15 protein-coding genes and 1 pseudogene are annotated in these 15,368 nt (G+C 45.7%); 10 read left to right on the top strand and 6 right to left on the bottom strand.

The features are described 5' to 3' along the window. Positions 1-40: 40 nt before the first annotated feature. The 10 genes and pseudogenes from NHB34_RS02365 to NHB34_RS02320 form a co-directional block, all read left to right on the top strand. Entirely contained in the window at positions 41-418 is a 378-nt protein-coding gene (locus tag NHB34_RS02365) for an Mth938-like domain-containing protein (protein WP_353427989.1), read from the top strand. Beyond that, entirely contained in the window at positions 418-2,109 is a 1,692-nt protein-coding gene (locus tag NHB34_RS02360; RefSeq protein ID WP_353427988.1) for a glycosyltransferase family 39 protein, read from the top strand. The genes NHB34_RS02365 and NHB34_RS02360 overlap by 1 nt, the downstream gene beginning before the upstream one ends. 11 nt (positions 2,110-2,120) lie before the next feature. Continuing rightward, positions 2,121-3,284 (top strand): DegT/DnrJ/EryC1/StrS aminotransferase family protein, encoded by a 1,164-nt coding sequence (locus NHB34_RS02355; protein ID WP_353427987.1) that lies wholly within the window; start codon positions 2,121-2,123, stop codon positions 3,282-3,284. A 41-nt stretch (positions 3,285-3,325) separates the two neighbouring features. Then, positions 3,326-4,288, top strand: a complete 963-nt coding sequence (locus tag NHB34_RS02350) for a glycosyltransferase (RefSeq protein ID WP_353427986.1) — start codon at positions 3,326-3,328, stop codon at positions 4,286-4,288. Continuing rightward, positions 4,289-5,158 (top strand): formyltransferase, encoded by an 870-nt coding sequence (locus NHB34_RS02345; RefSeq protein ID WP_353427985.1) that lies wholly within the window; start codon positions 4,289-4,291, stop codon positions 5,156-5,158. It begins immediately after the preceding gene. A 57-nt stretch (positions 5,159-5,215) separates the two neighbouring features. Further along, on the top strand, positions 5,216-6,262 hold the full coding sequence (locus NHB34_RS02340) for a bifunctional UDP-4-keto-pentose/UDP-xylose synthase (RefSeq protein WP_353427984.1): 1,047 nt from the start codon (positions 5,216-5,218) through the stop codon (positions 6,260-6,262). Positions 6,263-6,302: 40 nt separating this feature from the next. Beyond that, a complete protein-coding gene (locus NHB34_RS02335) occupies positions 6,303-7,220 on the top strand; it encodes a polysaccharide deacetylase family protein (protein ID WP_353427983.1) in 918 nt (305 codons plus the stop codon). Positions 7,221-7,260: 40 nt separating this feature from the next. Then, positions 7,261-7,728, top strand: a complete 468-nt coding sequence (locus NHB34_RS02330; RefSeq protein WP_353427982.1) for a peroxiredoxin — start codon at positions 7,261-7,263, stop codon at positions 7,726-7,728. A gap of 234 nt (positions 7,729-7,962) precedes the next feature. After that, the gene (locus NHB34_RS02325) at positions 7,963-9,609 is read left to right on the top strand and encodes a PhoH family protein (protein ID WP_353427981.1); all 1,647 of its coding nucleotides are present in this window, start codon (positions 7,963-7,965) and stop codon (positions 9,607-9,609) included. Positions 9,610-9,733: 124 nt separating this feature from the next. Next, positions 9,734-10,111, top strand: a pseudogene (locus NHB34_RS02320) (C40 family peptidase); the annotation flags it as partial. 19 nt (positions 10,112-10,130) lie between these two features. On the opposite strand, the gene dnaB reads toward NHB34_RS02320, so the two are convergent. The 6 genes from dnaB to NHB34_RS02290 all read right to left on the bottom strand — a co-directional run bounded on the left by dnaB (position 10,131) and on the right by NHB34_RS02290 (position 15,332). Further along, positions 10,131-12,584 (bottom strand): replicative DNA helicase, encoded by a 2,454-nt coding sequence (dnaB, locus tag NHB34_RS02315; RefSeq protein WP_353428523.1) that lies wholly within the window; start codon positions 12,582-12,584, stop codon positions 10,131-10,133. Positions 12,585-12,642: 58 nt separating this feature from the next. After that, entirely contained in the window at positions 12,643-13,095 is a 453-nt protein-coding gene (rplI, locus tag NHB34_RS02310) for a 50S ribosomal protein L9 (RefSeq protein WP_353427980.1), read from the bottom strand. 13 nt (positions 13,096-13,108) lie between these two features. Then, on the bottom strand, positions 13,109-13,381 hold the full coding sequence (rpsR, locus tag NHB34_RS02305) for a 30S ribosomal protein S18 (RefSeq protein ID WP_076022861.1): 273 nt from the start codon (positions 13,379-13,381) through the stop codon (positions 13,109-13,111). A 12-nt stretch (positions 13,382-13,393) separates the two neighbouring features. Further along, positions 13,394-13,687 carry a primosomal replication protein N gene (gene priB / locus NHB34_RS02300; RefSeq protein WP_353427979.1) on the bottom strand — a complete coding sequence of 98 codons (294 nt, stop codon included), beginning with the start codon at positions 13,685-13,687 and terminating at the stop codon, positions 13,394-13,396. 59 nt (positions 13,688-13,746) lie between these two features. After that, complete coding sequence (gene rpsF, locus NHB34_RS02295; protein ID WP_173955183.1) at positions 13,747-14,121, bottom strand: 30S ribosomal protein S6; 375 nt, start codon at positions 14,119-14,121, stop codon at positions 13,747-13,749. 134 nt (positions 14,122-14,255) lie between these two features. Further along, positions 14,256-15,332 (bottom strand): asparaginase, encoded by a 1,077-nt coding sequence (locus NHB34_RS02290; RefSeq protein WP_353427977.1) that lies wholly within the window; start codon positions 15,330-15,332, stop codon positions 14,256-14,258. Between the last annotated feature and the right edge of the window lie 36 nt (positions 15,333-15,368).

Genomic DNA, 15,368 nt, shown 5'->3' with positions numbered 1-15,368 from the left:
CAGCTAGCTATAATCCTCCTAATTATGACAGAGAGTGCACTTGAAGCTTCAATCTGACCCCCATTCTGGAGCCAATACGATCACTGGCTATGGCGATGGCTACGTGGAGATCAACCAAACTCCATACAAGCACAGCGTCCTTTTGAGCTCGGATGGCGAAACCCTGGAGTGGCCTGTGAAATCTTTTGGCGACCTTGAGGTCAACCATTTCAGCCAAATAGCTAATCTAAAGCCAGAATTGATTCTGATTGGCACTGGTAGTCGCCAGCAATTTCCACGGCCTGAGCTCTTAAAAAACCTGATTTTGGCCAAAATTGGCTTTGAAATCATGGACTCACAAGCAGCCTGCCGTACCTACAACATCCTGGTTGGTGAAGGCCGAAAAGTCCTTTTGGCCTTGATTGTGGAGCCTAGCTAATGCAATTTAGCCAAATTCGGCAGTCATCAGCCTTACACCCCGGCAAGATTTTGCTGCTATTGCTAATCTATGCAGCGCTTTGGTTTGGAACCCTTAACTACCGCCATTTGATTCCTTCGGACGAGGGACGATATGCCGAGATGGCTCGAGAAATGCTCGTCACAGGCGATTGGGTTACTCCTCGCTATAACGGCTACAAGTATTTTGAAAAACCACCACTCCAAATATGGGCAACTGCTGCCACATTTCAGTTATTTGGGATTGGTGATTGGCAAGCCAGACTCTGGACTGCCCTCACAGGCTTCTTAACTATTTTGGCAATTGGATTTACTGGCGCAAAGATTTATAACGCCAGAGCGGGATGGCTGGCGGCAGTTGTTTTAGCCTCGAGTCCCATGTGGGTCATTAGTGGACACTTCAATTCTTTAGATATGGGCTTGTCTGCTTTTTTAGTTGCCTCGCTATGTAGTCTTTTGATTGCGCAAACTGCACACACTCAATCGAGTCGTCGCCATTGGATGTGGGCATGCTGGATTTTCATGGCACTGGCAACGCTATCTAAAGGCGTAATTGGTGCCGCCATACCCGCCATGGTTTTTGTAATCTACTCCATTAGCGCAAGGGATTGGAAAATTTGGATGCGCTTGCATTTATTTACTGGAACGATTTTATTTTTAGCCATCACTGCACCTTGGTTTGTGTTGGTAGCACAACGCAATCCAGAGTTCTTAGAATTTTTCTTTATTCATGAACACCTGCAACGTTTCACCCAAGATGCCCATAGCAGAACAGGTCCCATCTATTACTTTGTGCCACTGCTACTAATTGGGCTTCTGCCTTGGGTAGCGCAACTTCCAGGTTCTATTGTGCAAGCATGGCAAGAGCGTTCGAAAACATTCTCTTGCGGATGGTTATTGAGCTGCTGGTTTCTTGTGATCTTCGCGTTTTTTAGTGTTTCCCAATCCAAGCTACCTGGCTATATCATCCCCGTCTTTCCTGCGCTTGCATTATTAATCGGTAACCGCCTCGACCACTTACTGGATCAGAACAACTCTTTATCTTTTACCTGGCGCTTTCAAACTATTGGATTTGCCGTATTGGCTGGCATCGGCTTTCTGTTTTTATCTAATATTGGTAAGCAAGCTAGACCAGATGAAGTTGAGGCCTATGCCCAGTATGTGCATTGGATTATTGCCGCACTCATTGTCTTGATTGCATTCAGCCTTTATGCAAGCTTTCAATCTAAACGCAATGGCATTCAAAGCATTGTGAGTTTTGCGTGGGGCTTTTTCTTGTGCGCCATCATTGCTGGCACTGGCCATGAAACATTAGGCCGTGCAGTTTCTGGAATTGATTTAGTTAATCAAGTGAAGTCTTCTATTCCAGAAAAAGTGAACTTTTACTCTGTTCGTTTACTTGATCACACAGTGCCATTCTATTTGGGCAGAACCATGATCATGGTGCAATCACCAGACGAGCTTGAGTTTGGCGTCAATCAAGAACCTGATCTTTGGATCCCAACCATGGAAGCTTTCATTACTCGCTGGCAAGAAGATCAGAGTGCCTACGCCATGATGGTGCCCGAAGTATTTATTGAACTCCAAGCGAAAAACTTGCCTATGCAAGAGGTGGGGCGTGATTCACGACGAGTGATTGTGAGGCACCCCGACAACTCAAATGCAACACAGTAAGATAGAGCATCATGTCAAGCGCTAACTTCGAATTTATCCCATTTACACGACCAAACTTTAATCAAGAAACGATTGATGCGGTCGCTGAAGTTTTGCGTTCTGGCTGGGTTACTTCAGGACCCAAGCTCGCTGAGTTTGAATCTGCTCTTAGCCAATACTTTGGCGGGCGTCCTGTGCGCTGCTTTGCCAATGGCACTGCGACAATGAAGATTGCGCTTCAAGTGGCTGGCATAGGCGAAGGCGATGAAGTCATTACCACTCCCATTTCTTGGGTTGCCACTTCCAATGTCATCTTAAGCGTCGGTGCAAAACCCGTTTTTGTGGATATCGATCCCGTCACACGCAATATCGATCTCAATAAAGTAGCCAGTGCTATTACATCCAAAACAAAAGCCATCATGCCAGTCTATCTTGCAGGACTACCTGTTGATATGGATAAGCTCTACTCACTAGCTAAACAACATCAATTGCGCGTTATCGAAGATGCTGCGCAAGCCTTTGGCTCTCAATGGCAAGGCAAGAAGATTGGGAGCTTTGGCGATCTGGTGAGCTTTAGTTTTCAGGCCAATAAAAATCTCACCACTATTGAAGGCGGCTGCCTGGTTTTAAACAATGCTGATGAAGCAAAGCTTGCCGAGAAATTTCGTCTACAAGGACTGACCCGCCAAGGCATGGATGGCATGGATGTAGATGTCTTGGGTGGCAAAGACAATCTAACAGACGTGAATGCCGTTATCGGCTTGCAACAACTCAAACAATTACCTACGTACCAAACCAGACGCACTGCATTAGCTCGTCAGTACTTTGATGCGATCCGCAATGAACTGACTTCTACTGGCCTTGATTTACGATTAGAGCTACCAGTAGAAAACTTTACTGGTAGCAATTGGCACATGTTTCAAGTTGTGCTTCCACTTGAACAACTCGATTGCGATCGCGCACAAATCATGACGGAACTCAAAGAACTCGGTATTGGAACTGGAGTTCACTACCCTGCCATCACCGGTTTTACTTTATATAAAAATTTAGGCTACCAAACCAGTTCCACACCCGTTGCAGAACGTATTGGTAAATCTATTCTGACGCTGCCATTATTTCCAGGTATGAAAGACCCAGATATTGCTCGCATTGCAAGCGCACTCATTGGAATCCTGCAGAAACACTGCAAAAAATAGCTTTATTGGGTCAAATCCCCAGAATCAGGCAAAATTGCGGCATGACTGCTAAATTAGTTGCCAACCCAAAGCTAAGTGTTGTTATTCCTGTATACAACGAGGAAGATGGCCTCCAGGCATTATTTGATCGACTCTACCCTGCATTAGATGCGGTATCCGCCAAGCGCAACATCTCTTATGAGATTGTGTTTGTAAACGATGGCAGCAAGGATCGATCTGCTGGCATATTGGCTAAACAGGTTGATCTTCGCCCTGATGTCACAAGAGCAGTTTTATTCCACAGTAATTTTGGCCAACATATGGCCATCATGGCTGGCTTTGAATACGCAAAAGGTGAATACATCATTACCTTAGATGCGGATCTACAAAATCCCCCTGAAGAAATTGATGCTCTGGTTGAGCAGCTGATTGCTGGACACGACTATGTTGGCACTATTCGCGCCGATCGTCGCGATAGCTTCTTTAGAAAATTTGCTTCACGCGCCATGAATCGTTTGCGTGAAAACATTACTCGTATCACCATGACTGATCAAGGTTGTATGTTGCGCGGCTATAGCAGGCGTATTGTTGATCTAGTGCGTCAATGCGATGAAAACAATACCTTTATTCCTGCACTCGCGTACACCTTTGCAGCTAATCCTGTTGAAATCACCGTTAAACATGAAGAGCGTTTTGCAGGTGAATCCAAATACAGCCTGTACCAACTCATTCGTCTGAACTTTGATTTAGTGACTGGGTTCTCTATCATGCCTTTGCAGATTTTCTCGATCCTTGGCATGCTTCTCTCCCTTGCTGCCGGCAGCCTATTTGCTTACCTCTTAGTTCGTCGCTTTGTACTAGGCGCTGAGGTAGAGGGTGTCTTTACCTTGTTTGCGCTCACCTTCTTCCTGATTGGTGTGATGCTCTTTGGTCTTGGCTTACTAGGTGAATACATCGGCCGCATTTACCAACAGATCCGTAATCGCCCCCGTTATGTTGTGCAAACGGTATTAGAGAAAAAGTAATTGCGCGCAGTTGTCTTTGCTTATCACAATGTTGGCGTTAACTGCCTAAAAGAACTGCTCAAAGCCGGCATTGAGATTGACCTTGTCGTCACTCATCAAGATGATCCCAATGAAAATGTTTGGTTTGGTAGCGTAGCCAAGCTCTGCAAAGAAAACAGTATTCCCTTCATCACGCCAAGTGCAAATGAATTGATTGGGCTTGTTCCACAACTCCAAGCGCTTGCCCCTGATTACATTTTCTCGTTTTACTATCGCTACATGATTCCTGCGCAGATTCTGGCATGCGCCAAAATCGCAGCGCTCAATATGCATGGATCATTACTCCCCAAATATCGTGGACGTGCTCCCGTCAACTGGGCGATTCTCCATGGGGAAACTGAAACGGGCGCCACCCTGCACATCATGGAAGAAAAACCGGATGCGGGTGATATTGTTGATCAGTTGGCAGTGAGCATTGGCCCTGATGAAACTGCCACTGAGGTATTTGCCAAAGTTAGCGACGCAGCAGTCAAGGTCATTCATGAAGTACTCCCCGCCCTTTTACATGGGAATGTCCCCCGTAAACCCAATGATTTGCAAAAAGGGAGCTATTTTGGCGGCAGAAAGCCCGCTGATGGCCAGATTCACTGGGATCAAACTGCCAAGCAGGTTCACGACCTTGTCAGGGCAGTTGCACCCCCTTATCCAGGCGCTTTTATAGAACATGACAGCAAAATGATGATTGTTGCCCGCACCAGCCTAAAGGGTCCTTTTCCAGACAAGCTCAATCTAGGGGCTTTAGGTATCCAAGTGGTTGATAATCGGGTATTCGGCATTTGTGGCGACCAACAAGCCCTAGAGATCTTAGAATGGCTCCCCGCAGACAAATAAGAATAGATTTAGAAACAATTCAGAAGCAGCACATTTGATTAATACGAGGCAGTAAAGATGAAAAAAGTACTCATTCTTGGTGTTAATGGCTTTATTGGTCATCACCTTTCAAAGCGCATTCTCGAGACAACCGACTGGGATGTCTATGGCATGGATATGCAGAATGATCGCTTAGGAGATTTAATCAATCACCCCCGGATGCACTTCTTCGAAGGCGATATCACCATCAATAAAGAATGGGTTGAGTATCACATTCGTAAATGCGATGTTATTTTGCCTCTCGTTGCAATTGCAACACCCGCCACTTACGTACAGCAACCGCTCAAAGTATTTGAGCTTGATTTTGAAGCAAATCTTCCCATCGTTCGCTCGGCTGTTAAATACAAAAAGCATTTGGTATTTCCATCAACCTCAGAGGTTTATGGCATGTGTGAAGACAGTGAATTTGACCCATCATCTTCAAGCATGGTGTATGGCCCTATCAGTAAACCACGCTGGATCTACGCTTGCTCTAAGCAATTAATGGATCGCGTAATTTGGGGTTACGGCATGGAAGGTCTTCGCTTTACCTTGTTCCGCCCTTTTAATTGGATTGGTCCTGGCCTAGACAGCATCTACACACCCAAAGAAGGTTCATCACGCGTAGTCACACAATTCTTAGGTCACATTGTTCGCGGCGAACCGATTAACTTAGTAGATGGTGGGGCTCAAAAACGGGCCTTCACTTATGTTGATGATGGCATTGATGCCTTAATGCGCATTATCGACAATAAAGATGGTGTAGCCAACGGCAAAATCTATAACATTGGCAACCCAAAAAATAATCACTCCGTTCGTGAACTCGCAAATCAAATGCTGGATATTGCGCGTAGCATTCCTGAGTACGCTAAAACAGCAAACGATGTGAAGATTGTTGAGACCACTTCAGGCGCCTACTATGGTGAAGGCTATCAAGACGTTCAGAATCGGGTGCCTGCAATTGCCAACACCATGAGCGAACTGGGTTGGAAACCAACCACGACCATGGCTGATGCTCTCAAGAATATTTTTGAGGCTTATCGCCAAGATGTGGAAAAAGCACGCTCACTAGTTGATAAAGAATAAACAAATATAAACGTAAAGCAAAAGCAAACAACTCGGATTCATGGCAAAGATTGCTCTCAAGGTTGACGTAGATACCTTACGCGGCACCCAAGAGGGTGTGCCCAATCTAGCGCGAACCCTAGCGCGCTTTGATTTAAAAGCTACTTTCTTATTTAGCCTTGGTCCAGACCATACTGGCTGGGCACTTAAGCGTGTTTTTCGCCCAGGCTTCCTGAGCAAAGTGAGTCGCACCTCAGTAGTTGAGCACTACGGAATCAAAACCTTGCTTTATGGGGTATTGCTTCCTGGCCCAGATATTGGGAAAAAAGCAGCTGCACAAATGCGTGCAATTGATCAAGCTGGACATGAAACCGGTATTCACACTTGGGATCATGTTGCTTGGCAAGATGCAGTTCGCCACCGAGACGCATCATGGACAAAAGCGATGATGCAAAGAAGCTGGGATCGCTTTATAGAAATATTTAGGCATGCGCCAGTAACGTATGGCGCTGCTGGATGGCAAATGAATGAGGCCGCTTTTGAGCAATTAGATCAATGGGGTATTCAATACTCATCCGATGGTCGCGCCGAACCCAATCTAATGCCCTATCGTCTGGCACTATCTTCTGGCAATGCCAAGCATGTGCAATATCCAACAACCCTTCCCACATTTGATGAACTCATTGGCATTGATGGTGCTGATGAGTTTGGTGCGGCAGACAAGATCTTGGAAATCACCAAGAGCAACCCCAACGATCAAGTCTTTACATTGCATGCTGAACTTGAAGGGCAAAAGCTCTTGCCAGCCTTTGAAAAGCTGCTGATGGGGTGGCTAAACCAAGGCCACGACCTCGTTACTATGGGCAAACTCCACAAATCTTGGAAAGCAACGAATCAACTCGATAAAATAGCGGTATTACCACTGACCTGGGGGGAAATCCCCAATCGAAGCGGTGAATTAATTATTCAAAATAACTAAATCAAGATTAATCTAGAGACATATTAAAAAGGGAATCATCATGACAGTAGCTATCGGCAAACCCATTCCAGCATGCGCGATTCCTGCGACATCCGGTCTTACATTTACGCCAGATTCCGCTAAAGGAAAAAAGTTGGTTCTTTACTTTTACCCTAAGGATATGACTCCTGGCTGCACTGCTGAGTCTGGAGAGTTTCGCGACAACATTGAAGCTTTTACCAAGGCAAATACTCTAGTGGTCGGCGTTTCTCGGGATAGCCTTAAATCACACGATAATTTTCGTAGCAAATTAGGTCTACCTTTTGAGTTGGTTGCTGATACCGATGAAAAACTTTGCCAACTATTTGGTGTCATCAAAATGAAAAATATGTATGGCAAACAAGTGCGTGGCATTGAACGTAGCACCTTCCTATTTGACTCAAGCGGCATGTTAGTCAAAGAATGGCGCGGCCTTAAAGTACCAGGCCATGTGGCTGAAGTTTTAGAGGCTGCCAAAGCTGCTAATTGATTTTTACAACAATTTGATACGAGGTGCTTGCAAACCCCAAAATTTGGGGTAAAGTGGTCTACATGCACCGTAAACGACGGGAAAGTCTGACAATCCGTTTGAATCAACAGCCTGAGCAACTCACAGCAGGTACGGGGAACCACCCCCTCCGTTTTTCTGATGCACTTACAACTAGTTTCGCAATAAACCGTCAATGCACCCCGCTTGACGGTTTTTTCTTTTAGGAGAGTCTGCATGCCATTGCCACCCATCCCAACCCAAATTGCTGATCAAGTAAAACTGAGCCGCAAGGACACTCCTGATTTAAAGAAACGTCCTGCACCAGCAAAAACAGTTGCGCTTGATACAGCTGAGTGGGTGAATGATGCGGAAGAGGATTTATCAGCTGCAGAGGTTGCTCTAGAAAAGATTAAAGCGGATCGCAGCCCTGCAAGAGGCGAAGGCAAGGTAAGCGCTCCTGCAAAACCAAAACGCGTCATTCGCACAGGACCACCCAGTTTATTTGTGCTCGATACCAATGTGTTGATGCATGACCCAAGCTCTCTGTTCCGCTTCTCTGAGCATGATCTATATCTACCAATGACCACCTTGGAAGAGTTAGACAATCACAAGAAAGGCATGACTGAGGTAGCCCGTAATGCCCGTACTGTTAGTCGCTCCTTAGACCAACTCATTGCTGGCACCAGTGGCACCCTAGATGACGGCATTCCATTGAATAAATTGGGTAACCAAGATGTTTCTGGTCGCCTGTATTTCCAAACCAAACTCTCTACCCAAGCATTACCAGAAGGACTTCCTGAAGGTAAAGGCGACAATCTGATTTTGGCAGTGGTAAGTGAACTGCAAAAAACGCGTAATGGCCAAGAAGTGGTATTGGTATCCAAAGATATCAATATGCGCATTAAAGCACGTGCCCTAGGCTTACCTGCTGAAGATTACTTTAACGATCAAGTATTAGAAGATCGCGATTTGATGTACTCAGGTGTGCTGTCATTACCTGCGGACTTTTGGCCAAAACACGGCAAAGATATGGAGAGCTGGGCGGATTCCAAATCAGGAACCATGTACTACCGCGTCACCGGCCCAAATGTGCCGAGCATGTTAGTAAATCAATTTGTTTATCAAGAAAATCCTGATGGCTCGACACCATTCTACGCACACGTTAAAGAAATCAATGGCAAAACTGCCTTGTTGCAAACCTTGCGAGATTTTTCACATCAGAAGAATAATGTCTGGAGCGTGACAGCGCGTAATCGCGAACAAAACTTCGCCATGAACCTACTGATGAACCCAGATATCGACTTTGTTACCTTATTGGGTCAAGCGGGAACTGGCAAAACCTTGCTGGCATTGGCTGCTGGTCTTGAGCAAGTCCTCGATAGCAAGCGCTATAACGAAATCATCATTACTCGTGCGACCGTTCCTGTGGGTGAAGACATTGGCTTTTTACCTGGAACTGAAGAAGAAAAAATGCAGCCTTGGATGGGGGCGTTTGATGACAACCTAGAAGTCCTGCAGCGTAATGACGATGCTGGGGAATGGGGTCGCGCTGCGACTCAAGAGCTTATTCGTTCGCGCATTAAAGTGAAAAGCATGAACTTCATGCGTGGCAGAACATTTGTGAGTAAATTTGTCATTATTGATGAAGCGCAAAACTTAACTCCAAAACAAATGAAGACTTTAGTGACTCGCGCTGGCCCCGGAACCAAAATTGTATGCCTAGGTAATATTGCTCAGATTGATACACCATACTTAACCGAAGGCTCTTCTGGCCTCACGTATGTGGTCGATCGATTTAAGGGTTGGCGCCATAGCGGTCACGTCACATTGGCGCGTGGCGAGCGTTCACGTCTTGCGGATCATGCTGCTGACGCACTTTAAAAAAGCCCTCTCATGCCGCACTCTCCTGGGGTGCGGCATTTTTATTTGTACCATGCTGTTCTTAGCGGGATGTAGCACCTTTGGCAGTAAATCCAATCAAGCTAAAGTTGCTCAATTTAAACAAGATACCAGTGTTGGTACAGAAGGCATTTCGATTGCTGCAATTGGTTTGGTAGATGTCCCTTATCGCTATGGCGGCAACACCCCTAAGGGAGGCTTTGATTGCAGTGGACTAATCGTTTACGTCTACAACAAAGCCGCTGGAATTAAATTGCCACGTACCACCCAGCAAATGAGTACACAAGGTTTTAGCATTGAAAACGGTCCGCCCGCTCCAGGCGACTTAGTGTTCTTTAACACTACTGGTGAAAAATACTCACACGCAGGAATTTATGTTGGTCAAGGAAGATTTGTGCATGCACCGAGTGCAGGCGGAACGGTACGAATTGACTACATTACCTCACCCTATTGGGCCGCAAAATTTACTGAGGCTAGACGCATCACCTCGAAGTGAGATTCTGTTAGAACGGCTCGTAACCGCCAGATGAGTAGCCTATAGAACCTATCGCTAAATTATCAAACTTAGTAAAAGGCCCTTGCCAGCTCAAGCGCACTGTACCAATAGGGCCGTTACGCTGTTTACCAATGATGATCTCTGCCACACCTTTATCGGTAGTCGTATCTGGGTGATACACCTCATCGCGATAAATAAACATGATCAAGTCAGCATCTTGCTCGATCGCACCAGACTCACGTAAGTCAGACATGATTGGACGCTTATTTGGGCGTTGCTCTAATCCACGATTTAACTGCGAAAGCGCAACAACAGGGCATTGCAATTCTTTTGCGAGAGACTTTAATGAGCGAGAGATTTCAGAAATCTCCGTAGCACGGTTTTCTGAGCCTGAGCCACTCATGAGCTGCAAATAATCAATCACTACCAGGCCCAATGTGCCGCCAAAATTTCTAGCAATGCGGCGAGCACGAGCACGCAATTCCAAACTAGAAAGTGAGCCAGTCTCATCAATCAAAATCTGTGTGTTGCTTAATCGAGCAATGGCATCAGTAACACGTGGCCACTCATCATCTTGCAATTTTCCAGTACGCATACGACCTTGATCAACGCGCCCTACAGAGCCCAATAGACGGGCTGCTAATTGCTCACCTGACATCTCCATAGAGAAGACGACGACTGGCAAACCTTCTGCCAAAGCAACGTTCTCCGCGATATTGAGTGCAAACGCTGTGTTATGCGTAACAACATAATCATTAGTAATGTAAGTCCTTTGAGGATGACTTACAGAAATACATTGTGCTTGAGCCACTCTCGACGGCTCAATACTTCTGAACGTCAAACGACGTTGACGATCCCAGCTTGCTCTCAATCTTTCTTTCTTCTCAGGCAAAGTAAATGCTTGGAAGCCGGCATCAAAGCTCATATTTAAAACATAGGTCAAACGACCCTGTTTCTTTTCGCCTAGATAGGTATAACTAGATTGCTTAGTGGCGATTGAGCAGAAACCACCCAAAGATCTCGCTAAGGTAGCCACATCCTCTGATAGTTGTTTACTTGCAGTGCAAAAACGAATAGATCCCCACTTTTCAATCCAACCATCCGTATCCATCAAACCTTGGAATAAAGCAAGGCGGGAATTTCTATTCGCTTCTAAATAAGTAGTGGGGATAAATTTATCAAAACTTCTGCAACCTAAAACACCCACATCTCCTAGGGCAGCTCTAAAGTAATTTTTAGATACATATTGTCTAGTGCCATTTACCGCAACCCTCTCTTTAGAGACAATTCTCCAGTCGTAAGCGCCTGCATGCACCATCTCCATTTCATAGCCTGCAAGCATATTCATGCGCTCTACGAGCTCAGGAGATTTAGTGGAAAAAGACACACTTTTGTGCGAAAGAGCTAAAGTACCATCACCTAATAATGCACCTAATACCCATGGATGAATTGGCAATGCATTCGAATGCCCAAAGTCTCCAGAGACTGGATCAATCCATAATCTATTTTTGTAGCGCACACACTGCAGCATTTCCATTAAACGCTTGGTGTTGATTACGCGTGGCTCAGACCAATCACGATACATCACGCGCCACAAATGCTCATCACAACACTCGGCTTGGCGACCATCCGAAAGAGTAACCTTGTAGATCTGCTTAATACCCTGAGGGTATATGCCAGTCACCATGGAAAACTGACCATCAACCGATGCCAGGCGATCACCAAAGCGAAGGTCGCCCATCAACTTCCAACCATCAATCGTTTTGATCTTCGCATCTAGCGGCTGAGCTTTACCCATTGAAGGTCTTCCAGCAACAATAACCAAATCGCCTTTTTGCAGGCCACTAGTTTGTTTATCTAAATCAATAAAGCCGGTAGCGATACCGGTAATGTCACTGCCACCTTGACGGTTATATAACTCATCAATACGGGCGACTACGCTTTTTAAGAGCGGTTCGATCTCGAGATAATCTGCCTTACGGCTACCCTCTTCGCCGATTTGCAAAATACGGGACTCAGCTTCATCTAGGAGCGTTCTGACTGTGCGCCCTTCAGGAACAAAAGCGGAGTTCACAATACTGTCAGACACTTCGATAAGTCGACGCAGAATGCTTCGATCACGAACAATGTCGGCATAGCCTTTAATGTTCGCAGCGCTTGGTGTGTTCTGCGCTAATGAATTTAAGTAATCAATACTAACTAAATCACCGCCCTGTTCAGACTTAACAGCGTCATAAACCGTAATCACGTCGGCAGGATGATTATCGCTAATGAGCCGCGCAATGACCTTGTAGATCAAAGCATGCTCAGGACGATAGAAATCTTTATCGTTTAATACTCCACCCAGGTTATCCCAAGAAGAGTTATCGATAAGTAGACCACCGAGCAGTGATTGCTCAGCTTCTACAGAATGCGGGGGCACTTTTAAGGCCTGCACAACTGAATCCCCAGAACCCATCATGCCAGGGTTCAACGTAACGGTACGTGAGCGGGATTCAGCCATGAGGCTAGTGTATTACTTAAGCTTGCTCGCCGATTACACGAATTGTGATATCAGCTACAACATCGGTATGTACCGCTACTGCTACTGGGTGATCACCAACCATCTTCAAAGGACCAGTTGGCAAACGGATTGAAGACTTCTCAATCGTAAAGCCTTTAGCTTTCAAAGCATCAGCGATGTCGTGGTTGGTTACAGAACCAAACAAGCGACCATCAACACCCGCTTTTTGAGCGATATCCAAAACCAAGTCCTTGAGCTTCACGCCAACAGCTTGTGCGGCAGCCAACTTGTCAGCAGCCAGCTTTTCCAACTCAGCACGACGAGTCGCGAAATCAGCAATCGCTGCTTCAGTCGCACGACGAGCCTTACGTTGTGGGATTAAGAAATTACGAGCGTAACCGTCTTTAACGCGAACGACGTCACCGAGGTTGCCCAAGTTTGTTACTTTTTCTAAAAGAATGATTTGCATTGAGGGCTCCCAATTATTTCTTATGTTGATCGGAGAATGGCAACAAAGCCAAGAAACGGGCACGCTTGATAGCAGTATCCAACTGACGCTGATACTTCGCTTTTGTACCTGTTAAACGAGCAGGAGTGATCTTGGCGTTTTCGCCAATGAAGTCCTTCAATGTGTCTACATCTTTGTAATCAATCTGTTCTACGCCAGCAACAGTGAAACGGCAATAACGCTTGCGCTTGAACAATGGGTTCTGAGCAGGTTTCTTTTTGAAATCGGGTTTCTTTCCAAACGCCATGATGATTTCCTTTTAACTTTTTAATTGAATATGGGTAATATGGAAAACAAGTCTTTGATTACGTAGAGTCTTCGGGGCTAAGAATCCTTCAAACACCGCCTCAGTTCCTAAGTCCATTCTTTCAAGATCCTTTTGTATTGGACCAATCGTAATGGCTTCAACATTCATCTGAATTTTCCTAGCCACTCCTACCTCGTTTGCTTGGCCGCTATGTTCTAGCTGGCAATGCATTACAGGTATTCCTGCTGGTGTAAATCGAATCGCGTCTTTAGATACCAAGATTGCAGTGAGGGTTAAATGATTCAACGCCGCTCCGCTTCTCTGATACGTTTTCTAGTCTTTGTATTCCTCTTCAAATTTCGAACTTATTCCGCCGCTACTGGAGCGTCGGCTTGAGCTGATTTGCGCGCTTCTTCACGTTGCACTTCTTTCATCATGATGGAAGGCTCAGTTTCAGCTTTCTTTGTCTTGATGATGAGGTGACGCAAAACAGCATCGTTAAATTTGAACGCATGCTCGAGCTCTTCCAAAGTTTTTTGGTCGCACTCAATGTTCATGCAAACGTAGTGGGCTTTTGCAAGCTTGTCGATCATGTAAGCCATCTGACGACGACCCCAATCTTCAATACGATGAATTTTGCCGCCCGCAGCTGCTAATGTAGCTTTGTAGCGATCGATCATCGCTGGCACTTGCTCGCTTTGGTCCGGATGGACGATAAAGACGATTTCATAATGACGCATCAAACACTCCTTAAGGATAAAGTCACCTGGGCGTCTTGCTAATTTCTGATGGTTACGAAATCAGCGCCAGTGTGACAAGGTAGTAACAAATTGTAGGTGCTGCTTACAACGACTTTACAGCCACTTTTCAGTGCTCACCCGATTTCAGGCAAGACCGCTATTCTAGCAAAAAAATCCTGCCAAGTCAGGGATTTACCAGCGGATTTAGCCTGTTTTTCAGCATATAAGGCTAACTGCAAAGCGATTCTGGCTTTAGGCGCTGAAAACTTACCTGCAGCTATGCAACCTGCAAAGTCTTTTTCTGGAATATTGGGCAATACCTGTCCAGCCCCAGGACGAGATGCTCTCACTATCGCAACCCCCTGCTTTGAAGCCTTAGAAAGGGGTTCAAGCCATTGCTCATGAAGACTTCCCATTCCAGTTCCCGCTAGCACTAAGCCCTGCACCTTGCTTTCTAGCCAAAGATTGATGGTTTCAGAGCGTGCACCAGTATGGCTAGTCAGAATTTCAACCCATGGCCAGACATCCCCATCGGGAATGGATAAATCTTCGTGCCAAGCGATCTCAGCCGCTTTAACGCCTGATAGCCAGGAGGGATTAATCAAACCTACAGGACTACTAGGTGAAGACTGAATAGGGGCATTTAAGGCGGTGGTATGGCGCTTGGCTAAATCCATTGCCATACATACTCGACCCCCCATAACAGCATAAATACCCCCTGGAGAGTTATCTAAAGGACTAGCCGCCCAATGAATCGCGTCCAAGAGATTCTTAAGGCCATCAGCATTAGACGCATTTGCAGGCAACATGGCCCCAGTCAGCACTACTCTTTTGCCTAAATTTTGAGCAAATCTTCCACAAACCAGTTGTAAAAACAGTCCAGTTTCCTCAATCGTATCTGTACCGTGAGTGATCACTATCCCTTCAACCCTTGAATTATCAAGAGCATCTTTAACTGCCCTGCCCAAAAGTGTTAATAATGGCTCAGACATATTGCAGCTATTGATATTGGCAAGCTGCTCTGAAACTAAGCCAATCTCCCCAGGAATTGCCGATTGAATCTGGGCCAGCAAGGCACTAATTTCCACCTGACCTGCTTCATATTGCAGGGGGTTGCTGTCTGGATTTGAAGCTAGGCCTGCAATCGTCCCCCCCATTCCCAAGACTAGGATGTGGGAAGAGTTTTTCACATGATTCTGAATTTGACTCATAACGCCATTATCCCCATTAAATCCCTTGAAATCAGA

This window comes from Polynucleobacter sp. MWH-UH19D, from assembly GCF_040409795.1.
GTDB lineage: Bacteria > Pseudomonadota > Gammaproteobacteria > Burkholderiales > Burkholderiaceae > Polynucleobacter.
The sequence above is the reverse complement of the archived record's forward strand: the minus strand, read 5'-3'. Positions and strand labels throughout refer to the sequence as shown.